This is a genomic window from Dryocola clanedunensis, from assembly GCF_038405435.1.
Classification (GTDB): Bacteria; Pseudomonadota; Gammaproteobacteria; order Enterobacterales; family Enterobacteriaceae; genus Dryocola; species Dryocola clanedunensis_A.
In genome coordinates this window covers 109,249-130,011 of record NZ_JBBYHZ010000007.1, presented here as the reverse complement: position 1 = coordinate 130,011, position 20,763 = coordinate 109,249, and the positions used below count along the sequence as shown (strand labels likewise).

The window sequence follows — 20,763 nt, the reverse complement described above, 5'->3', positions numbered from 1 at the left end:
GCTCTGTTTTTATTTATGCCTGTAGTTTTTACATGGAGAAAATAAAGTGAAACAGAGCACAAAAATTCTAACGTTATTCCCTTTACTGCTAACCGCTCCGCTTACTTTTGCACAAGAGGCTTCATCTGCCCTAGAAATTCGCGCGGCAGCCGGGGATATCACCCAGCCTGGCGGCGCCAGACGTATTAATAACGACCAGGCCGAAGCCCTGCGCGCGTCAATAATTAATAAGCCTGCTAAAAATGTCATATTGCTTATCGGCGACGGCATGGGGGATTCTGAAATCACCGCCGCGCGTAATTATGCTGAAGGGGCGGGCGGCTTCTTTAAGGGCATTGACGCGCTGCCGCTGACCGGCCAGTACACCCATTATTCGCTGGATAAGCAGACCCACAAGCCTGACTACGTCACGGATTCTGCCGCCTCGGCCACCGCATGGAGCACCGGCGTAAAAACCTATAACGGGGCGCTGGGCGTCGACGTTAACGGCAAAGACCATCCCACCATTCTCGAACTCGCGAAAGCCGCCGGTAAGGCGACCGGCAACGTTTCCACGGCGGAAATTCAGGACGCCACGCCAGCCGCGCTCGTATCTCATGTCACTTCCCGTAAGTGCTATGGCCCGACGGTAACCAGCGAAAAATGCGCGGCTAACGCGCTGGAAAATGGCGGCAAAGGCTCAATTACCGAACAGCTTCTTAATGCCCGCCCGGACGTGACATTAGGCGGCGGAGCGACGACATTCGCTGAGACGGCGAAGGCAGGGGAGTGGAGCGGTAAAACCCTTCGTGAACAGGCGCAGGTGCGGGGCTACCAGTGGGTTGATAATGCCAGCGGGCTTGCGGCCATCAGCGAAGCCAGCCAGCAAAAGCCGCTGATTGGCATGTTTGCGCCGGGCAATATGCCGGTACGCTGGGAAGGGCCGAAGGCCAGCTATCACGGCAACATTGATAAACCAGCCGTCACCTGCACACCCAATCCACAGCGCGATGCCAGCGTGCCGACGCTTGCCCAGATGACGGATAAAGCCATTGAGCTGCTCAAAGGCAATGAAAAAGGCTTCTTCCTGCAGGTAGAAGGGGCCTCTATCGATAAGCAGGATCATGCCGCAAACCCCTGCGGACAGATTGGCGAGACGGTAGATCTGGACGAGGCGGTGCAAAAAGCGCTGGAGTTTGCCCGCAGGGATGGCAATACGCTGGTCGTCGTGACCGCTGACCACGCGCACTCAAGCCAGATTGTTGCCCCGGATACCAAAGCGCCGGGCCTGACGCAGGCGTTAAATACCAAAGATGGCTCGGTGATGGTCATCAGCTACGGCAACTCAGAAGGGGAGTCCCAGGAGCACACCGGCACGCAGCTGCGCATTGCGGCCTATGGTCCGGGGGCGGCGAACGTTGTGGGGTTAACCGACCAGACCGATCTGTTCTATACCATGAAGGCGGCGCTGGAACTGCCGTAACAAAACGCATGGCGTTTTCTTAAATTCTGGTCAGTCATTCGCCTTTTTCGTCCGCGCGGGCCAGAATTAAAGCGCGATAAAACAAAAAGGAATGTCATATGAAATTTGCATTAGTGATGGTGTTACTGGCAGGTGTGGTGGGGTCGGCTACGGCGGCAGATAAAGCCATGACGCCCCAGCAGCAGCGAATGACCACCTGTAACCAGCAGGCGACGGCGAAAACCCTGAAGGGGGATGAGCGCAAGAGCTACATGAGCGGCTGCCTGAAGAACGCTGACTCCGCTCCCGCGCAGAAAAGCCTCACGCCGCAGCAGCAAAAAATGAAGTCCTGTAACGCCGATGCGGGCAAGCAGTCCCTGACCGGTGACGCAAGAAAAACCTTCATGAGTAACTGCCTGAAAAAATAGGTGGCTTAGTTCCAACGGGTGAGCCACTCCGCTGGCTCACCCGAAAAATCATACTTTCCTCCCGAATACCCCCTCTATAATTACGCCAAATGTTTCAGAATATTCCTAAATATCATGAATGATGAACGCGGCTTCAGCAGATGGTTTTCCGGGGGAATTATGGACGGCCCGACCTGGCTTGATGATGACAGGCATCGCTCCGCACGGCGATTTGCCCGGCGAGTTTATATCCCCAGAGTGATAGGCCTGGCGACCGGTTTTTTCTGCGTGGCTTCGGTACTGGTGGTACAGCCGGTTTCCGGCTGGTGGTGGCTGCTGCTGGTGGCAAACGGCTTTATCTGGCCGCACCTTGCCTGGCAGATAGCCGACCGGGCGCGCGACCCCGCCTGGGCAGAAAGGCGCAACCTGATGCTGGACTCCTGCATGGGGGGAATGTGGATTGCGGTGATGGGGCTGAATGCGCTGCCCTCCGCGCTGATCGTCGCCATGATGTGCATGAATAATATCGGCTGCGGCGGCGTAAAGCTGTTTGCCGGCGGGCTGGCGATGATTGTGCTGTCGTGCCTGCTGACGCTTGGGATAACCCAGATGCCGCTAAACCTGGAAACCATGCCCTCTCAGGTGTGGATCTGCCTGCCAATGCTGATTATTTATCCCGTTTACTATGGCCTGGTAAGTTACAAAACGGCCATTAAACTTGCGGAGCACAAGCGCCGCCTGATGCACCTCAGCACGCGCGATGGGATGACCGGCGTTTATAACCGTCGCCACTGGGAGCATCTTCTGCACGGCGAGTACGACAACTGCCAGCGCTACCAGCGGCAGGCCACGCTGTTACTCATCGACATCGACCACTTTAAGAGCATCAACGATACCTTCGGCCATGACGTGGGCGATGAGGCCATTATGGCGATTACCGAGCATTTGCAGCTTATTCTGCGCGCGACCGATGTGATTGGGCGCTTCGGCGGCGACGAATTTGGGGTGATCATGTCAGGCACGCCGCTGGATAACGCGGTTCAGGCGATGACGAGAGTATGCGAGCATCTGGATGGATTCCGGCTGCCGTGTGCGCCTCAGGTAGTGCTGCAGATTAGCGTGGGGGTGGCGGAGTTCGACAAACGAATGGTCAACTACCGTGGCTGGCTAAAGGCCGCAGACGTGGCACTTTATAAAGCAAAAAATGCCGGGCGGGGCCGTATCGAAGCTGCCGCATGAGCGTGATAATTTATCGGGTAGTAGTAGGGTGGATAAGCGCAAGCGCCATCCACCGCAAATCCAAAATTACGACTTACCGAGCTGCTCGGACTTCGCCATACATTTCGCCATTGCTTCCATCACGGCGGAACGGAAGCCTTTCTCTTCCAGCACCTTCACGGCCTCGATGGTTGTCCCGCCAGGCGAGCAAACCATATCTTTCAGCTCGCCCGGATGCATGCCGGTTTCCAGCACCATCTTCGCGGAGCCCATCACGGCCTGGGCGGCAAACTGATACGCCTGCTTGCGCGGCATCCCGCCCAGCACGGCAGCATCCGCCATCGCTTCGATAAACATAAACACGTAGGCCGGTGAGGAGCCGCTCACGCCGACAACCGGATGGATCATCGCTTCGCTGACGACCTCCGCCTGGCCGAAGCTGCGGAAAATATTTACCGCGTCGGCGATATCTTCCGGGCTGACCAGCGCGTTTGGCGTAATCGAGGTCATGCCTGCATTCACCAGCGCCGGTGTATTGGGCATAGCGCGAATGATTTTGCGGTCGTGCCCCAGCGCGGTTGCCAGCGAGTCCAGGGTGATGCCTGCGGCGATCGAGATAACGACCGTCTCTTTATTCAGGCTGGAGTTCACTTCGCCCAGCACCTTTAACATCATGTTTGGCTTCACCGCACCGAAGACGATATCCGCAATCTGCGCAACTTCCTGAGCACTCTGCGCGGCGTTGACGCCGAACTCCTGGCGCAGCGCCTCAACCTTGTCGGGTGACGGGGTGTAAACCCAGATGCTGCCCGGCTGAACCTGGCCGCTGGCGATCAGGCCGCCGAGAATTGCTTTACCCATGTTGCCGCAGCCAATAAATCCAATTTTCTTATCCAAAGCGTCGCTCCTGGGGTCAAGGTGGGGAATAGATAACTGATGTCTATAGCTTAACGCGCTTTCAGGCGATTCGGCTACGCTTAAGAAAACGTTGAGAGGTGGCTATGGGAAAACGCGTAATCGATGAGTACGCCAGCCGCACGCATCCCGTGGAAGAGGATATGCGCTGGCAGGTTAAAGAGTGGAAACTTGAAAAATGGGGCGGCATCTGCCTGATGCTGCTGGTAGTGCTTTCATTACTGGGCGTTTTTTCAGACGGCTGGCTAAGCCAGACCACCAGTAGCAACCCGGCAGGCACCCTGCTGGTAGAACATCAGCGGGTGATGCGGGCGCAGAGCGACGAGAGTTTCACCCTTCGCGTCAAATCCGCAACCGGGCAGCCGACGGTCCTGACCCTTGGCCAGGACTTTATGGATAACTTCCAGATTCAGACTCTCCAGCCGCAGCCGATGATCACCCATGCCAGCCAGCATGAAATGGTGCTGACGTGGCCCGCTAACGAAGGAAAAGAACAGGCGCTGTGGCTGACGGCTCAGCCTCAGTCTGCCGGACATTTTACGTCAACGTTCAGGCTGAAAGGGGCCGAGCCGGTGACCATCAGCCAGTGGGTACTGCCATAGGAGCCAGGAATGGACAACGTATTGCGCGCGGTCGGGATGTACATACTGCTGATGATCGTGCTGAAAATTGCCGGGCGGCGCACGCTGCTTGAGATGACCTCGTTCGATTTTATCCTGCTGCTGATCATCAGCGAGGCGACCCAGCAGGCGCTGCTGGGCAACGATTTTTCTTTCACCGGCGCGGCCATCACCATCATCACCCTGATCGCGATGGATATCCTGTTCGGCAAAATCAAAGAGTGGTTTCCCAAAGTGGAGCTGTTTATCGACGGATCGCCGATCATTCTGGTGGAGCATGGCCGCCCGCTGGGTAAGCGAATGCGCAAGGCTGGCATTACCCTCGACGACGTGCTCTCGTCGGCCCGCATCACCCAGGGGCTTGAGCGCATGGAACAGATAAAGTTTGCCATTCTGGAAAAGAACGGCAAGATCGCCATCATTCCCGCCGAAGAGAAGAGTTCGTAATGCAGATTTGGGTGGACGCCGACGCGTGTCCAAAAGTCATAAAAGAAGTGCTGTTTCGCGCAGCGGATCGCGCGCAGATCATGGTGACGCTGGTTGCCAACCAGGGGATGAAGACGCCACCGTCCCGCTTTATTCGCAGCCTGCAGGTGGCGTCAGGTTTTGACGTGGCGGACAACGAAATTGTACGCCGCTGCGAAAGCGGCGATCTGGTGATCACCGCCGATATTCCGCTGGCAGCAGACGTGATTGAAAAAGGCGCCGTGGCGCTGAACCCGCGAGGTGAGCGCTACACCCCGGCCACTATTCGCGAGCGGCTGACCATGCGCGATTTTATGGATACCCTGCGCGCAAGCGGCGTACAGACCGGCGGGCCGGATACCTTAAACCAGCGCGACCGCCAGCAGTTCGCCAACGAGCTGGAGAAGTGGCTGCTGGCGGCAAGCCGCGCGGGCAAAGGTTAAATCAGGTTATCGTCGTCGTTGCCGAAATCGTCGTTACCAAAGCCGTCGAAGCCGGGGTCGGCAAAGTCGCTGCTGTCGTCCTGCGGCAGGCCCGCGTCCTGATTCAGAAACTGGCTGTCATCGGCCCGGTTATAATCCTCGACCGCATTAACCGCCGTGTTGTCCACCGGCTGGGCGGACTCATTGATGATATTCACCAGCTCCTCCGGCTGCGTATGGTGGAACATGCTGGTGAGCATATCCGCCATGATCACCCCGCCTGCCACACCCGCTGCGGTCTGTAACGCGCCGGCCATAAAGCCCGTGCCGCCGCGCGGTGCGGCATAGCCCGGAGCCGCCATCTGCGGGGCATTGTAGGTGCCGGGGACGGCGTTCTGCTGATAGCGCTGTGAATCGGGGGCAGGGTCGGCACCGCGGTTTGCGCCACCGCCGAACAGCCCCGCCAGGAAACCGCCGCTGCTCTGCTGCTGACGTGGCGTCTGTTGAAGCTGGGCGATTTGCCCTTCAAGCCCCTGAATGCGCGCGTTGAGCTGCTTCATGGCCGCTTCCTGAATGAGGATGGTCTGCGCCATGTAGTAGGCGGCACCGGGCTGGCGGGCCAGGTGCTGCTGAATTAATTGCTCCGCCGCCGGTTCGCGTGGCGCGCTGTTGTCGTCTGCTTTTTTCAGCCTTTCAAAAAGCCCGTCGATCAGACGCTGCTCTGCAGATTGCATGGTTCATCCCTCTGTCATCATCAGTTATCACTATTCAGTCTGGATCAGAATCTGCTCTTGTAAAATAAACGGCGGGTAAAGCTGTGCACGAATGTGTAACCGAATCCCTGCTTCTTTGGGGTTGTTTTTAACGCCGCCTTTCAAGTAAGGTGGCGCACATAAAAGCTGGTAGCTTTCCTTTACGGTTTGCGCGCAACCGGCTGCGGCGTCACACTGTTCCTTCTGTTACATTACTGTTTTATTGTAACGATTATTTTACACTTAACGTTTGTACTAGTTTGCTGGTATGCTGGATCTATTCGTGACGACTTTCTTTTCTCTCTCTGGCGAACCGCTGAGGATTTTCCTTTGATGACTCAACCCATTTTTCTGGTCGGCGCACGCGGCTGCGGTAAAACTACCGTTGGCACGGCACTCGCGCAGGCGTTGGGCCGTAATTTTGTCGATACCGATAACTATTTGCTCACCAGCACGCAGATGAGCGTGGCGGACATCGTAGCTCAGGAAGGTTGGGACGGTTTCCGCGCGCGCGAAAGCCAGGCGTTAAAAAGCGTTACCGCGCCGGACACCGTCGTTGCCACCGGCGGCGGCATGGTGCTGGCGGAGGCTAACCGCCAGTTTATGCGCGAGCATGGGGTTGTGATTTATCTGCGCGCTCCGGCGCAAATCCTGGCCGACCGGCTGGAGGCTTTCCCGGAGGAGGGCCAGCGTCCAACCCTTACCGGCAAGCCAATTACCGATGAAATCGTCGAAGTGCTGGCCGCCCGTGAAGCGCTTTACCGTCAGGCGGCGCACCACGTTATTGATGCTTCCCGCTCCCCGGAAGCGGTGGTGGACGCGGTGCTGGCAGCGCTGCAACTCTCCAGGGCCAGCCAGTCGTCTATACTTACTGCTCATCTATGACCTAAGGAAGAGCAATGGCGAGCCAACCTCCCTATCCGCGCGAAGCGCGAATTGTCGAAATTGAGAAAGGGTCACAGACCGAAACCGTGACCTGGTACCAGCTGCGGGCGGATCATCCCCATCCCGACACGCTAATCAGCGAGCACGAAACCGAGCAGGAAGCCCTGGATGCCAAACGGCGCTATGAGGATCCACAGAAAATCTAGTGAATCCAGGCAAGGATGCCGATTACCCGCAAGAAATTTCCCAAAAATCCGCTCCCGTCTGGTTAATCACACTTTTTAAACCGCCGATAAGTTAAATAAACATTACGATAATGTTATATGAAATAGCATTGACGTTTCGTTAAGGATTCCGGCGATGCTCATGCGATATGCTGCTACGCTTTGTGATTACTTCTTAAGCGACCCTGCGGCCAGCATCTGAAAGGGGAAGGGTACCAGCGCAGCACAAGGGGCTGGTACAGGAGAAAGGCGGAACGAAACATGAAACCAGCATTGGCCATTCTTACCATCGGCGTAGTTCCCGTCAGTGAAATTCTGCCGCTATTAACCGAGCATATCTCTGCCGAACAGATCAAACACGTCACCCTGCTGGGTAACATGACCCGCGAAGAGGTGATGGCCGATTATGGCGCCGAAGCGGGGGAGGATGAACTCCACGCGCTGCTTGCTGACCAGACAATTATTAACATCAGCAAGCCGAAGATCGAGCTGGCGCTGCAGGGTATTCTCACGATTCTGGATAAGCAGGATTACGACGTAATTTTGCTGATGAGCTCCGAGCGCTTTAGCGGGCTGAGCGTGAATAACAGCATGCTGCTGGAGCCTGAACGCATTATTCCACCGCTGATCAATTCCATCGTCGATGGGCATCAGGTGGGAATTATTCTGCCTATTCCCGAGCTGCTGGCCTCCCAGCATAAAAAATGGCGGCTGCTGGCGAAGTCCCCGCTGTTTTCGCTGGCCAATCCGGTGCACGGAACGGAGGATGATTTGATCTTAGCCGGTAATAAGCTGCTGGCCGGAGGCGCCGATGTGCTGGTGCTCGACTGCCTGGGCTACCATCAAAAGCATCGCGATCTGCTGCAAAAAGCGCTCGATGTTCCGGTAATATTATCGAACGTGCTGTTAGCGCGCCTTGCCTCAGAGCTGCTTGCCTGACGGCGAAAAACAATTTACGTGACAGCCTCCTGGGTTGCCCTCTATATTGGATTTTTGAACCATTTTAAAAGGGCCTGTCCATGCTACAAAGTAATGAGTACTTCTCCGGCAAAGTGAAATCCATTGGTTTTACCAGCAGCAGCACGGGCCGCGCCAGCGTGGGCGTAATGGCGGAAGGGGAATACACCTTCGGCACTGCGGAGCCAGAAGAGATGACGGTCGTCAGCGGCGCGCTGCACGTTTTACTGCCTGGTGAGATTGAGTGGAAAACTTTTGCGGCGGGTGAGGTGTTTAACGTGCCGGGCCACAGCGAATTCCATTTGCAGGTTGCCGAGCCAACTTCCTATCTGTGCCGCTATCTGGCTGATAAATAATTAATGCTGGCGGGTCAGCATTGCGCTACCCGCCACCTTCGCTTTACTTCTGAGCTTCTCCGCCCAGCGCTTCCACCAGATTTTTAATCAGCGCGGCCAGTTCGCCGGTCATCAGAATAAAATCGGCGTCAAAGCGTGCGCCAAAATCTTCGCGGTCGATATCTTCATTCTGGTCACGCAGCGTATCGGCGAACTTAAGACGCTTGATAGAACCATCGTCTGCGACAACCAGCTGGATACGCTCCTGCCAGTCCAGCGCCAGTTTGGTGACCACTTTCCCGGCTTCGATGTGGGTGGCGATTTCGTCGCACACCAGATCCTGCTGCTTACAGCGGATCACGCCCCCGCCCTCAAGGATCGCTTTCAGCTCGGCTTCGTCCATCAGCGCAAAACCGGCTGGCAGATCGCCCGAACGCACCCATTCGGTGAGCGTCAGTTCGATAGGGGTTTCCAGCGCCAGCGGCACGACCGGCAGTGAACCCAGGCTTTTACGCAGCAGGGCCAGCGTATCTTCCGCCTTCTTGGCGCTGGCGCAGTCCACCATAATCAGCCCGTTGACGGTATCGATCCACATCATGGTCTGGCTGAAGCGGCTGAAGGCGCGCGGCAGCAGGGAGTGCAGCACTTCATCCTTCAGGGAATCTTTCTCTGTTTTCTTCAGCTTGCGGCCCTGGTCCGCTTCCAGCTTGCTGATTTTCGCTTCCAGCGCCTGCTTGATGACCGGCGACGGCAGAATTTTTTCTTCTTTACGGGCGCAAATCACAATCTGCCCGTTATTGGCGTGGGTTAATGCATCACTGTGCGAGCCCATCGGTGGCACCCAGCCGGTTTTTGCCATATCCTGGCTACCGCAGGGGCTGAACGTGAAGGCGGCCAACTGTTTTTCCATCTCATCCGCGCTAAGCGTGATGTCGCGGCTTAAACGGTAAACCATTAAATTTTTGAACCACAGCATGATTTTTTCCCGGTCAGGTCAGTGAAACGCAGCGGGCATGATAGCGAATCAGCCGCCACGTTTCATTGCCTTTACGGCCTCCGACTTCTACTCTGTTGATAACGCTCATCAAATGAGGAAATTTCAGTGCGTATAGGTATCGATTTAGGCGGCACCAAAACGGAAGTGATTGCGCTGGGGGAGGCGGGCGAGCAGCTTTTTCGCCACCGCCTGCCGACGCCGAAAGATGATTATCAGCAAACCATCGCTACGATTGTTGAGTTGGTGCGCCTGGCAGAGGAGGCTACGGGGCAGCCCGGCACGGTTGGCCTGGGTATTCCTGGATCGCTCTCGCCTTATACCCGGGTGGTGAAGAATGCTAACTCAACCTGGCTTAACGGCCAGCCGTTCGATAAAGACCTGTCGGAAGCGCTGAAGCGGGAAGTCCGCCTGGCGAACGACGCGAACTGCCTCGCGGTTTCCGAAGCGACAGACGGCGCGGCGGCAGGGGCCGGGATTGTGTTTGCGGTGATTATCGGCACCGGCTGCGGCTCGGGCATTGCCATCAACGGGCGCAGCCTGATTGGCGGCAACGGCACGGCGGGAGAGTGGGGCCATAACCCGCTGCCGTGGATGGATGAAGATGAGTTGCGCCACCGCGAAGAGGTGCCGTGCTACTGCGGCAAGCAGGGCTGCATCGAAACCTTTATTTCCGGCACCGGCTTCGCCACCGATTACCAGCGCCTGAGCGGCACAAAGCTTAAGGGCAACGAGATTATGCACCTTGCCGAACAGCAGGATCCGGTGGCGGAGCTGGCCATCAGCCGCTATGAAATGCGCCTGGCAAAATCGCTGGCGCATATTGTGAATGTCCTCGACCCGGACGTTATCGTGCTGGGCGGCGGGATGAGCAACGTGGAGCGCTTGTACAAAACGGTGCCGCAGCTGGTGAAGCCGTGGGTGTTCGGCGGCGAGTTCGAAACGCCGATCCGCAAAGCGGTTCACGGCGATTCCAGCGGCGTACGCGGCGCGGCCTGGCTGTGGCCCGCAGAGAAGTAACATGCGATGAGCGGTGGATGACGCTGGCGCTTATCCACCCTACGGTTTACTGCCCCTATGCGAGGCGTTAGTAGGTCGGATAAGCGCAGCGTCATCCGACACTCTCAGATCATCCTACGGAAAACGCCTTCGCTAACCGGCTTACCCCTAAGCCGTTGATCTTCTTCACTCGAATCTGCACCGGGATGCGCTCTTTCATCGCCTCCACGTGGCTGATAACGCCGATCGTTTTGCCGCTGGCGTTCAGCGTATCCAGCGCGTCCAGCGCCGTGTCCAGCGTCTCTGCATCCAGCGTGCCGAAGCCTTCGTCGAGGAACAGCGAGTCGATGCGGGTTTTGTGGCTGACCAGATCCGAGAGCGCCAGCGCAAGGGCCAGGCTGACCAGGAAGCTTTCGCCGCCGGAGAGGGTGCGGGTGTCGCGCACCGCGTCCGCCTGCCAGGTATCGACAACCTGCAGCTCCAGCGCCTCGCTGTCTTTGCGCTGTAAAAGATAGCGCCCGTGCAGGCGGTTGAGCTGGGTATTCGCCAGCCACACCAGGTTATCCAGCGTCAGCCCCTGGGCAAACTTGCGGAATTTATCCCCTTCTTTAGAGCCGATCATCGCGTTGAGGTAGCCCCAGTCCTCGGCCTGCTCTTCACACGCCTTTATCTCGGCCATCAGCGCCTGCTGGCGAACACGGTTTTCCGCATCATGACGCAGCTGCTGCTGGATCTGCCCCTGCTGAGTCGTGTTATCACGCAGACGTTGAGTCAGCTCCGTAAGCTGCTGCTGGAGCAGCGGCAGTTCCGCATCCGCTGCCAGCTGTTGCGGCCGGGCCTGCTGATGCTGGGCCAGCGCGGTTTCCGCCTGCTGGCACAGCACGCTCTGCTGCTGCTGCTGGCGTTCAAGCTGCAGTTTCAGCTGTTCCAGTTCGGTGCGCTGCGCTTCGTCCAGCAGGGCGCTCTGGAAATCTGCCTCGTCGCTGAACGGGCTGGCGGCCAGCCCGGCGTTAAACTGCTCCCTTGCGCCTAGCAGATCGGCTTCGCCCCGCCTGCTTTGTTCCCCCAGCAGCCTGAGCTGCCCGTCCAGGGTACTGCATTCATTGTGCAGCGCCTGCCAGCTATTCAGCGCTTCGGCCCGTTCGCCTTCCGCCAGCTCGGGCGGCGCAGATCCATCATCGGCTACCGTCGCCAGCAGATTTTCCAGCGTGGTGAGCTGCAGCCGAAGCTGCGGGAGCTTTTCACTGTGCTGCTGCCAGAGCTGCGACTCCTGCTGACGCGCCGCCAGCCAGGCCTGCTCTTCGCCAGCTGCGGGCTGGGTGAGACCAACCTGCTCCAGCGCCGCACGCAAAGCCTCGCGCTGGCTGGCTAATTCCTCTGCCGCACGATCGTAGTGCTGCCTGTCTTTTTGCAGCTGCTCTTCCAGCGCCTGGCGTTCATGCAGCTGGCGAAGCTGCTGCTCGCGCTGCTCCTGCTCTTCCAGCCAGCCGCCGATGTCATCCTGCGGCGTGAGGGCGATTTGCAGCCCGGCGCAGCGCTGCTGCCAGCGGGCGGCAATCACCGTATTTTCTTCCGCGAGCGTGGCCTGGGCTGCAACCAGCTTTTCTCGCTGCTGCCGCTGGGTATCCAACTGGCCCTTCAGGGCAAACCCTTGTTCCCTGAGTTTTTCAACCTCGAGTTTTAACGCAGCGAGGCGCTGCTGGTTTTCACCCGGCTGAATAGCCTGATACGCGGTAACAGCGGGATGCTGAGTGGAACCGCATAAAGGGCACGGCGAGTCCGGCTGCAAACGTGAGCGCTCTGCTTCCAGGCTCTGGATAATTCTTTCCTGCTCGACCAGCTTTTCCAGATCGCTTTCGTGCTGGCGTTTGTCTTTGTACTCCTGACGCTTTTTGGTCAGCTCCGGGTCTTTTTCGGCAATCTGCTTATCCAGCTCGTCCAGCTCCCGCTGCTGCTCCGCGCGGCGCTTTTCCAGCGCGGCAAACTGAGGCTGAAGCGCGGCAAGCTGCTGGCGGTCCGCACGCTGGCTGGTGAGCTTCTGTAAATGAGCGCTCACTTCTTCCCGGCTGAGGGTTAAGCCAGCTTCGGGGAAGGCAGCGAGTTTTTGCTGGCCGGCCTGCATGGCCTGCTGCAGCTGTGCGATCTGCTTTTCATCTCTGGCCTGCTGCGCAAAAGCCATGCGCCAGCCTGCAATCTCAGAACCCCACAGGCGATAGCGGTCGTGCGCGGCCAGCCACTCCTGCACCTGCTGGCTCTCCGCTTGCAGCGTTTGCGCCTTTTGCGCGGCGAGCAGCCGGGTTTGCTGGCGGCGCGTGGTGCTGTGCTGTAAGCGAGCATTCACATTCGCGGCCTGTGCGATGACGGCCTGCTGCGCCTGCTGGCGCTCCTGCAGGCGCTGCCAGTGCGGGCGCAGCTTTTCAGCGGGCAGCGAGCGCGTCAGTTTTTCAAGGCGCGGCGCTGCCTCCAGCAGGGCTTTATCCGCCGTTTCCAGCGCCTGTTTTGTTCGCTGCTGGTCGCCGGTCAGCTGCGCAAGCTGGTTCAGCCACTGCTGGCTCTGCGTGAGCTGGCGCTGTTCATCCAGCAGGTTTTTTTCGGCAAGAGTGAGCGCCTGCAAACTCTCTGTGAGCTGCTGCTGCTGTTCTTCGCTGAGCAGCGCCACGCCCGCGGCCTGGGCGTGGAGATTTTCCAGACGGCTTTTGATTTGCTTATGGTTTTCAAACACGACGGCAGAGACCGTGCCGTAAATCTCCGTGCCGGTCAGCTCTTCGAGCAGCGAGGCGCGGTCGTTCGCATCGGCGTTCAGGAACGCCGCAAACTGCCCCTGCGAAAGCATCATCGAACGGGTAAAACGGTCGTAATCCAGCCCGGTGAGCCTGGCTATCGCATCGAGCTTATCTTTGATTTTATCGGCAACGATTTTGCCCGTTTCGATTTCCGCCAGCTCCACGCGCGGAACCTGAAGATTGCCGTCCGCCGAGTTGCGCGCCCGGTTCTGGCTCCAGAACGCACGGTAGCCCACGCCTTTCACTTCGAATTCAACTTCTGCCAGGCACTCGGCGGTGTCGCGTGTCATCAGGTCGTTCTGCGACTGGGAAACCGTGCTGAGGCGCGGAGTTTTGTGGTAAAGCGCGAGGCAGATCGCATCCAGCAGCGTGGTTTTTCCCGCGCCGGTCGGGCCGGTTATCGCAAACAGCCCGTTGCTGGCGAACGGCTCCTGGGTAAAATCGATTTTCCACTCGCCTTTCAGGGAGTTGAGGTTTTTTAAACGCAGGCTGAGGATTTTCATGCCGTTTCCTCCGCGTCATGCAGGCTGGAAACGGTCTGGGCAAAAAGCGTTCGCAGTCGCTGTCCACGCTCTTCGGTCATCTCTTCCTGCGCGAGGCGGCGTTCGAAAACTTCTTCCACGGTCAGCTCGCTCAGGGTTTCTTTATGCTGATTAGCAATCACGCGTTCACGCTGTTCCCGGCTGCGGCGCAGTAGCACAACTTCTACCGGCAGGCTGTCGGTTAGCTGCTGGATATGGCGCTGGGAATCGTGCAGGTATTCGTCGGTGGCAATTTCGATATCCAGCCAGACCTTCGGCTCGGCAGGCGCATCCCGCCACTGCTCCAGCTGCCGTTCAATTTCGGTAATAGAGCCTTTGATTACCGCCAGAGGCTGGCTGACCGGAACAGGCAGGGCGGTGACATCATGCAGAGCACCGTCCGCAAACTCCACCAGATAAACGCTTTTCGCTTTGCCGGTTTCATCAAAGCTCAGCGAGATGGGCGAGCCGCTGTAGCGAATGTGCTCCGTGCCGCCAATCAGCTGCGCGCGATGTATGTGGCCAAGGGCAATATAGTCGGCGGGCGGGAAGTTCTGCGCCGGGAAGGCGTCCAGCGTACCAATGTAGATGTCGCGCACCGCGTCGGTTTTGGTGACGCCGACGGTGGTCAGGTGCCCGGTGGCGATAATTGGCAGCTGCTGTTCGCCGCGAGCGATGACGGCTGCGGCATGGCATTGCTGGTAATGCTCCGTGATTGCTTCCATTAATGAGCGCTGTTTTTCGTGCCCGCTCAGGCCCGCCTGACTATTCTGGATATCACGCGGGCGTAAAAATGGGATAGGACAGAGGATCGCGCCGGGCGTGCCGTCCTTCTTTTTAAGGATCAGCGTTTGCTCGCTGCTGTCATGGCGGGCGCTGGCGATAACGGTGGTGTTCAGGCAGGCCAGCAGCTCCCGGGATTCATTGAGCGTGGCAACGGAGTCGTGGTTACCGGCAAGGACGACCAGCTGGCAGCCGGTGGCCTGGAGCTGAACGACAAAACGGTTGTAGAGTTCACGGGCGTAGCTCGGCGGCGAGCCGGTATCAAAAATATCTCCGGCGACGATTATCGCATCCACGCTCTGCTCAACCGCGGTGCTCAGCAGCCAGTCGAGAAAAGCCTGATGTTCCGGCCCGCGGCTTTTGGTATAAAAATTCTGACCGAGGTGCCAGTCCGATGTGTGGATAATGCGCATAACCCGTCCCGTGGCAAAAAAAGCGTGGGGGGATTATAAAGGCAGTCGCCCCGAAGGGCACTTGCGGGTGTCATAATTCCTCGCAATGAGTCATGCGGCGGTCATTTTTTTCATAAATCTGTCATAAATCTGACGCATACTGGCGCACAAATTAGCAATGGCATTGTTTAAACAGGGCAAATCATGGCGAAGCGTATTTTAGTCGTAGAAGATGAAGCTCCAATCCGTGAGATGGTGAGCTTCGTGCTCGAACAAAACGGTTTTCAGCCAGTAGAAGCAGAAGATTATGACAGTGCGGTGAACCTGCTTATCGAGCCGTTCCCGGACCTCATTTTATTAGACTGGATGCTGCCTGGCGGCTCTGGCATTCAGTTTATCAAACATCTGAAGCGCGAGGCTTTAACACGCGAAATCCCCGTCATGATGCTGACCGCGCGCGGTGAAGAAGAAGACCGCGTGCGTGGGCTGGAGGTGGGCGCAGATGATTACATCACCAAGCCGTTCTCCCCGAAAGAGCTGGTCGCCCGGATTAAAGCGGTGATGCGCCGTATTTCACCCATGGCGGTGGAAGAGGTGATTGAAATGCAGGGGCTAAGCCTCGACCCCTCTTCACATCGCGTGATGACGGGCGAAAACCCGCTGGATATGGGGCCGACCGAATTCAAACTGCTGCATTTCTTTATGACGCACCCGGAGCGCGTTTACAGCCGTGAACAGCTGCTGAACCACGTCTGGGGCACCAATGTTTACGTTGAAGATCGCACGGTTGATGTGCATATCCGCCGTTTACGTAAAGCGCTGGAATTGACCGGACACGACCGCATGGTACAAACGGTACGCGGTACGGGCTATCGTTTTTCGACCCGTTTTTAGTTTCCTTCAGGAGTGTGACGCGTGCTGGAACGGTTGTCATGGAAAAGGCTGGTGCTGGAGCTGCTGCTCTGCTGCATACCGGCGGCGATTCTCGGGCTGATCTTCGGCCATCTCCCCTGGTTTTTGCTGGCGGCGGTCACCGCGCTGCTGGCCTGGCATTTCTGGAATTTACTTCGCCTGTCGTGGTGGCTGTGGGTCGACCGCAGCATGACGCCCCCGCCGGGCCGCGGCAGCTGGGAGCCTTTGCTCTATGGCTTGCATCAGATGCAGCTGCGCAATAAAAAGCGCCGCAAAGAGCTGGGAAACCTGATTAAGCGCTTTCGCAGCGGAGCGGAATCGCTGCCCGATGCGGTGGTGCTGACCACGGAAGAGGGGACGATTTTCTGGTGTAACGGCCTGGCACAGCAGCTGCTGGGGCTGCGCTGGCCGGACGATAACGGTCAGAACATCCTTAACCTGCTGCGCTACCCGGAGTTTACCCGCTATCTCGCTAATAAAGAGTTCTCCCGCCCGCTGACGCTGGTTCTGAACAACGGGCGTCATCTTGAGTTTCGCGTTATGCCCTACAGCGACGAGCAGTGGCTGATGGTGGCGCGGGACGTCACGCAGATGCACCAGCTGGAAGGCGCCCGCCGCAACTTCTTTGCCAACGTCAGTCATGAATTACGCACGCCGCTGACCGTTCTGCAGGGCTATCTGGAAATGATGCAGGACGAGGGGCTGGAAGGCCCGCTCAAGGATAAGGCGCTGAGCACGATGCGGGAGCAGACGTCGCGCATGGAAGGGCTGGTCAGGCAGCTGCTGACGCTTTCACGCATCGAGGCCGCTCCGGCAATGGCGCTTAACGAGAAGATCGACGTGCCGCTGATGCTGCGGGTAGTCGAGCGGGAAGCCCAGACGCTGAGCCAGCAGAGGCAGACCTTGCAGTTTGATATCGACCCGGCGCTGCGGGTCTTCGGCAACGAGGAGCAGCTGCGCAGCGCGATTTCCAACCTCGTTTATAACGCCGTAAACCATACGCCGGAAGGCACGCATATCATCGTCTGCTGGGAGAAAACTCCGCTCGGCGCGAAGTTCAGCGTAATGGACAACGGGCCGGGGATTTCAGCGGAGCATATCCCACGTCTTACAGAGCGTTTCTACCGGGTGGATAAAGCCCGCTCAAGGCAAACGGGCGGCAGCGGGTTAGGGCTGGCGATTGTAAAACATGCGCTTAGCCACCACGACACGCGCCTGGATATCGAAAGTAAACCAGGGCGCGGCACGAGCTTTTCGTTTGTGCTGCCTGAACGGCTGATTGTGGCGGAGTAGAAATGCCGAAATGTCGGATGGCGCTGGCGCTTATCCGACCTACGGGTGCGGGGTGGAAATGTCGGATGGCGTTAATGCTTATCGGAACTACGCGGGTGTTTGTAGGGTGGATAAGCGGTAGCGTCATCCACCGATAGCGCACAAATATTAACCAAATCCGTCAACTTCCCTTTCCATCTGCCGCTTACAGGCTATTTTTACGCCTTTCGTTAACCGCTTCCGGTTATCTGGCGATTATTTGACCGCATGATGCGCCACGATACTTTCCGTTAAATGAATTTATTCACTGCCTATGCATCTAATTTAAGCATATCCAACTACTTTTCCGATCCCTTCTTGTCTTCAAACGCTATAAGCGATTTAATTGCGCCCCGGTGTTAGCAGTACGACTGCAATTGCGTGGTAATTCGACTAACTATTCTTCGCCACCGTACGGGATCAGTATTTTCCGCTGTCGATACCGATTAACACCGCTTTTTTGCCATCATGGACGGCAAAAAATTTGAATACTTTCAACACCACACATCCACAGGCTGCAACTATCTTATGACCCATCAATTAAAATCTCGCGACATCATCGCTCTGGGCTTTATGACCTTTGCGCTGTTCGTTGGCGCAGGCAACATTATCTTCCCTCCTATGGTTGGTTTACAGGCCGGTGAACACGTCTGGATGGCGTCGTTTGGCTTCCTGGTGACCGCCGTGGGCCTGCCGGTGCTGACCATTGTTGCTATTGCCCGCGTGGGCGGGGGGATCGACAGCTTAAGCTCGCCGATTGGCCGCCGTGCTGGCGTTCTGCTGGCAACCATCTGCTATCTGGCCGTTGGCCCGCTGTTTGCTACGCCGCGCACCGCGACCGTCTCTTTTGAGGTGGGTATCGCGCCGCTGACCGGGGCCGGTGAACTGCCGCTGTTTATCTACAGCGTGATTTATTTCGCGATGGTCATCGGCATCTCTCTTTATCCCGGCAAGCTGCTGGATACGGTCGGGCACGTGCTGGCACCGGTGAAAATCGTTGCGCTGCTGGTGCTGGCTGCGGGGGCCGTGCTGTGGCCTGCGGGCGGGATCAGTACCGCTACAGCGGCCTACCAGAGCGCCGCGTTCTCCAACGGCTTCGTTAACGGCTATCTGACGATGGATACCCTGGCCTCGCTGGTGTTTGGTATCGTGATTGTTAACGCCGCGCGTTCCCGTGGCGTGACCGAATCCCGTCTGCTGACGCGCTACACCATCTGGGCGGGTCTGATTGCCGGCGTTGGCCTGACGCTGATTTATCTGGCGCTGTTCCGCCTGGGCTCCGACAGCGCGACGCTGGTTGCCGACCAGAACGCCAACGGCGCGGCTATTCTGCACGCCTACGTGGCTCACACCTTCGGTGGCGCAGGCAGCTTCTTCCTTGCGGCGCTGATTTTCCTCGCCTGTATGGTTACCGCCGTGGGCCTGACCTGCGCCTGCGCAGAGTTCTTCAGCCAGTACCTGCCGCTCTCTTACCGTGCGCTGGTGTTTATCCTCGGCCTGTTCTCTATGGTGGTTTCTAACCTTGGCCTGAGCCACCTGATTCAGGTGTCTATTCCAGTGCTGACCGCTATTTATCCGCCTTGTATCGCACTGGTAGTGCTGAGCTTCACCCGTCCGTGGTGGCATAATTCGACGCGGGTTATCGCACCGGCGATGCTCATCAGCACAATGTTTGGTATCATTGACGGCATCAAGGCTTCGGCCATCAGTGATATACTCCCGGCGTGGACCGCGCGTCTGCCGCTGTCGGACCAGGGTCTGGCGTGGGTATTGCCGACCGTGGCGATGGTTGTTATCGCGGTGGTCTGGGACCGGGCAGCAGGACGGCAGATGACCTCCAGCGCCCACTAAGAAAACTGTTTGTTGTTTAACCACGGGGCTGCGCTCCGTGGTTTTTTATTTGTTGAGAGTGGTTGTGACGATGGAAAACAAGAACAAGCTCAAGCGCGGCTTGAGTACCCGACACATACGCTTTATGGCGTTGGGGTCGGCGATTGGTACGGGGCTGTTTTACGGTTCGGCTGACGCGATTAAAATGGCGGGGCCGAGCGTTCTGCTGGCCTATATTATCGGCGGCGTGGCGGCGTATATCATCATGCGCGCGCTGGGCGAAATGTCCGTTCATAATCCCGCTGCAAGTTCCTTTTCCCGTTACGCCCAGGATAACCTGGGGCCGCTGGCAGGCTACATCACCGGCTGGACCTACTGCTTTGAAATTCTGATTGTCGCCATCGCGGACGTCACCGCGTTCGGCATCTATATGGGCGTCTGGTTCCCCGCCGTGCCGCACTGGGTCTGGGTGCTCAGCGTAGTGCTGATTATCTGCTCCATCAACCTGATGAGCGTGAAGGTGTTCGGCGAGCTGGAGTTCTGGTTCTCGTTCTTTAAGGTTGCCACCATCATCATTATGATTGCTGCCGGTATCGGTATTATCGTGTGGGGAATAGGTAACGGCGGCCAGGCGACGGGGATCCATAACCTGTGGACCAACGGCGGCTTCTTCAGCAACGGATGGATAGGCATGATTATGTCGCTGCAGATGGTGATGTTCGCCTACGGCGGCATCGAAATCATCGGTATTACCGCGGGCGAAGCGAAAGATCCGCAGAAGTCGATTCCGCGCGCTATCAACTCCGTCCCGCTGCGTATTCTGGTGTTCTATGTGGGCACGCTGTTTGTCATCATGTCTATCTACCCGTGGAACCAGGTCGGCACCTCCGGCAGCCCGTTCGTGCTCACTTTCCAGCATATGGGCATTACCATAGCGGCAGGTATTCTGAACTTCGTGGTGATCACCGCTTCTCTTTCGGCGATTAACAGCGACGTGTTCGGCGTGGGCCGCATGCTGCACGGCATGGCGGAGCAGGGCAGCGCACCGAAGGTGTTCGCTAAAACCTCCCGCAACGGCATTCCTTACGTCACCGTGCTGGTGATGAGCCTGGCCATGTTGCTGGCGGTCTACCTCAACTACATCATGCCGGAGAACGTCTTTCTGGTGATTGCTTCACTTGCGACCTTCGCCACCGTGTGGGTGTGGATTATGATCCTGCTGTCGCAGATTGCCTTCCGTCGCAGGCTGTCGAAAGAAGAAGCCAAAGAGCTGAAGTTCCCGGTGCCGGGCGGCGTGGCGACCACGGTTGTTGGGCTGGTGTTCCTGGTGTTTATCATCGCGCTGATAGGCTGGCATCCGGATACCCGCATTTCGCTATACGTAGGCTGCGGCTGGATTGTGCTGCTGCTGATTGGCTGGATCTTTAAGCAGCGGCGCGCCGCGGCGCTTGCCGAGCACAGCTAATTCCCCCAACCCCGCCGCTCTGGCGGGGTTTTTGTTTTCGGGCTACCGTTAACCTTCTCCGCCCCCACTTTCCTCCCCCAAATTAAATGAGAATGAGGAGTGACCCGGCCTGCGGCTGTGGCAAGGTGGCGT

20 protein-coding genes are annotated in these 20,763 nt (G+C 57.7%); 15 read left to right on the top strand and 5 right to left on the bottom strand.

Features of this window, described 5'->3' with window-relative positions; genetic code table 11:
• Positions 1 to 46 precede the first annotated feature (46 nt).
• The 3 genes from phoA (at position 47) to adrA (ending at position 3,087) form a co-directional block, all read left to right on the top strand.
• Positions 47 to 1,462: an alkaline phosphatase gene (gene phoA / locus AAE045_RS16090; protein ID WP_455548588.1), complete on the top strand. Its 1,416-nt coding sequence runs from the start codon at positions 47 to 49 to the stop codon at positions 1,460 to 1,462.
• 98 nt (positions 1,463 to 1,560) lie between these two features.
• Entirely contained in the window at positions 1,561 to 1,869 is a 309-nt protein-coding gene (locus AAE045_RS16085) for a PsiF family protein (RefSeq protein ID WP_455548587.1), read from the top strand.
• Between the two features lie 99 nt (positions 1,870 to 1,968).
• Positions 1,969 to 3,087: a diguanylate cyclase AdrA gene (adrA, locus tag AAE045_RS16080; RefSeq protein ID WP_455548648.1), complete on the top strand. Its 1,119-nt coding sequence runs from the start codon at positions 1,969 to 1,971 to the stop codon at positions 3,085 to 3,087.
• A gap of 66 nt (positions 3,088 to 3,153) precedes the next feature.
• Here the strand turns inward: adrA and proC are convergent, their stop codons facing one another.
• A complete protein-coding gene (proC, locus tag AAE045_RS16075) occupies positions 3,154 to 3,963 on the bottom strand; it encodes a pyrroline-5-carboxylate reductase (protein WP_455548586.1) in 810 nt (269 codons plus the stop codon).
• A gap of 104 nt (positions 3,964 to 4,067) precedes the next feature.
• Here proC and AAE045_RS16070 point away from each other — a divergent pair, with 104 nt between their 5' ends.
• The 3 genes from AAE045_RS16070 to AAE045_RS16060 are packed head-to-tail and all read left to right on the top strand — an operon-like array spanning position 4,068 to position 5,509.
• On the top strand, positions 4,068 to 4,583 hold the full coding sequence (locus AAE045_RS16070) for a hypothetical protein (RefSeq protein WP_455548585.1): 516 nt from the start codon (positions 4,068 to 4,070) through the stop codon (positions 4,581 to 4,583).
• Between the two features lie 9 nt (positions 4,584 to 4,592).
• A complete protein-coding gene (locus AAE045_RS16065; protein WP_455548584.1) occupies positions 4,593 to 5,048 on the top strand; it encodes a DUF421 domain-containing protein in 456 nt (151 codons plus the stop codon).
• Positions 5,048 to 5,509, top strand: coding sequence for a YaiI/YqxD family protein (locus AAE045_RS16060; RefSeq protein WP_455427153.1), 462 nt, complete (start codon positions 5,048 to 5,050; stop codon positions 5,507 to 5,509). Before AAE045_RS16065 ends, AAE045_RS16060 begins: the two co-directional genes overlap by 1 nt.
• Here AAE045_RS16060 and AAE045_RS16055 read toward each other — a convergent pair.
• Positions 5,506 to 6,222 (bottom strand): DUF2076 domain-containing protein, encoded by a 717-nt coding sequence (locus tag AAE045_RS16055; RefSeq protein WP_455548583.1) that lies wholly within the window; start codon positions 6,220 to 6,222, stop codon positions 5,506 to 5,508. The genes AAE045_RS16060 and AAE045_RS16055 overlap by 4 nt on opposite strands.
• A gap of 351 nt (positions 6,223 to 6,573) precedes the next feature.
• Here AAE045_RS16055 and aroL point away from each other — a divergent pair, with 351 nt between their 5' ends.
• The 4 genes from aroL (at position 6,574) to ppnP (ending at position 8,662) form a co-directional block, all read left to right on the top strand.
• Complete coding sequence (gene aroL / locus AAE045_RS16050) at positions 6,574 to 7,125, top strand: shikimate kinase AroL (RefSeq protein ID WP_455548582.1); 552 nt, start codon at positions 6,574 to 6,576, stop codon at positions 7,123 to 7,125.
• 14 nt (positions 7,126 to 7,139) lie between these two features.
• Positions 7,140 to 7,331 (top strand): YaiA family protein, encoded by a 192-nt coding sequence (locus AAE045_RS16045; protein WP_455427156.1) that lies wholly within the window; start codon positions 7,140 to 7,142, stop codon positions 7,329 to 7,331.
• A 279-nt stretch (positions 7,332 to 7,610) separates the two neighbouring features.
• Positions 7,611 to 8,288: an AroM family protein gene (locus tag AAE045_RS16040; RefSeq protein WP_455548581.1), complete on the top strand. Its 678-nt coding sequence runs from the start codon at positions 7,611 to 7,613 to the stop codon at positions 8,286 to 8,288.
• A gap of 80 nt (positions 8,289 to 8,368) precedes the next feature.
• Positions 8,369 to 8,662 (top strand): pyrimidine/purine nucleoside phosphorylase, encoded by a 294-nt coding sequence (gene ppnP / locus AAE045_RS16035; RefSeq protein WP_455427158.1) that lies wholly within the window; start codon positions 8,369 to 8,371, stop codon positions 8,660 to 8,662.
• Positions 8,663 to 8,705: 43 nt separating this feature from the next.
• On the opposite strand, the gene rdgC is transcribed toward ppnP, so the two are convergent.
• Positions 8,706 to 9,617, bottom strand: a complete 912-nt coding sequence (gene rdgC, locus AAE045_RS16030) for a recombination-associated protein RdgC (RefSeq protein ID WP_455427159.1) — start codon at positions 9,615 to 9,617, stop codon at positions 8,706 to 8,708.
• Positions 9,618 to 9,743: 126 nt separating this feature from the next.
• Between rdgC and mak the strand changes: the two genes are divergently transcribed.
• Positions 9,744 to 10,655, top strand: coding sequence for a fructokinase (mak, locus tag AAE045_RS16025; protein ID WP_455548580.1), 912 nt, complete (start codon positions 9,744 to 9,746; stop codon positions 10,653 to 10,655).
• 109 nt (positions 10,656 to 10,764) lie between these two features.
• On the opposite strand, the gene sbcC is transcribed toward mak, so the two are convergent.
• Together sbcC and sbcD are read right to left on the bottom strand one after the other, a co-directional pair.
• Positions 10,765 to 13,920: an exonuclease subunit SbcC gene (sbcC, locus tag AAE045_RS16020; protein WP_455548579.1), complete on the bottom strand. Its 3,156-nt coding sequence runs from the start codon at positions 13,918 to 13,920 to the stop codon at positions 10,765 to 10,767.
• Positions 13,917 to 15,134 (bottom strand): exonuclease subunit SbcD, encoded by a 1,218-nt coding sequence (sbcD, locus tag AAE045_RS16015; protein WP_455548578.1) that lies wholly within the window; start codon positions 15,132 to 15,134, stop codon positions 13,917 to 13,919. Before sbcD ends, sbcC begins: the two co-directional genes overlap by 4 nt.
• Before the next feature lie 183 nt (positions 15,135 to 15,317).
• On the opposite strand from sbcD, the gene phoB reads away from it, so the two are divergent.
• The 4 genes from phoB (at position 15,318) to proY (ending at position 20,631) form a co-directional block, all read left to right on the top strand.
• On the top strand, positions 15,318 to 16,007 hold the full coding sequence (phoB, locus tag AAE045_RS16010; RefSeq protein ID WP_202302192.1) for a phosphate response regulator transcription factor PhoB: 690 nt from the start codon (positions 15,318 to 15,320) through the stop codon (positions 16,005 to 16,007).
• A gap of 21 nt (positions 16,008 to 16,028) precedes the next feature.
• Positions 16,029 to 17,318 carry a phosphate regulon sensor histidine kinase PhoR gene (gene phoR / locus AAE045_RS16005; protein ID WP_455548577.1) on the top strand — a complete coding sequence of 430 codons (1,290 nt, stop codon included), beginning with the start codon at positions 16,029 to 16,031 and terminating at the stop codon, positions 17,316 to 17,318.
• Positions 17,319 to 17,864: 546 nt separating this feature from the next.
• A complete protein-coding gene (gene brnQ, locus AAE045_RS16000; protein WP_455548576.1) occupies positions 17,865 to 19,187 on the top strand; it encodes a branched-chain amino acid transporter carrier protein BrnQ in 1,323 nt (440 codons plus the stop codon).
• A gap of 70 nt (positions 19,188 to 19,257) precedes the next feature.
• The gene (gene proY, locus AAE045_RS15995) at positions 19,258 to 20,631 is read left to right on the top strand and encodes a proline-specific permease ProY (protein WP_455548575.1); all 1,374 of its coding nucleotides are present in this window, start codon (positions 19,258 to 19,260) and stop codon (positions 20,629 to 20,631) included.
• The last annotated feature ends 132 nt before the right edge of the window (positions 20,632 to 20,763 follow it).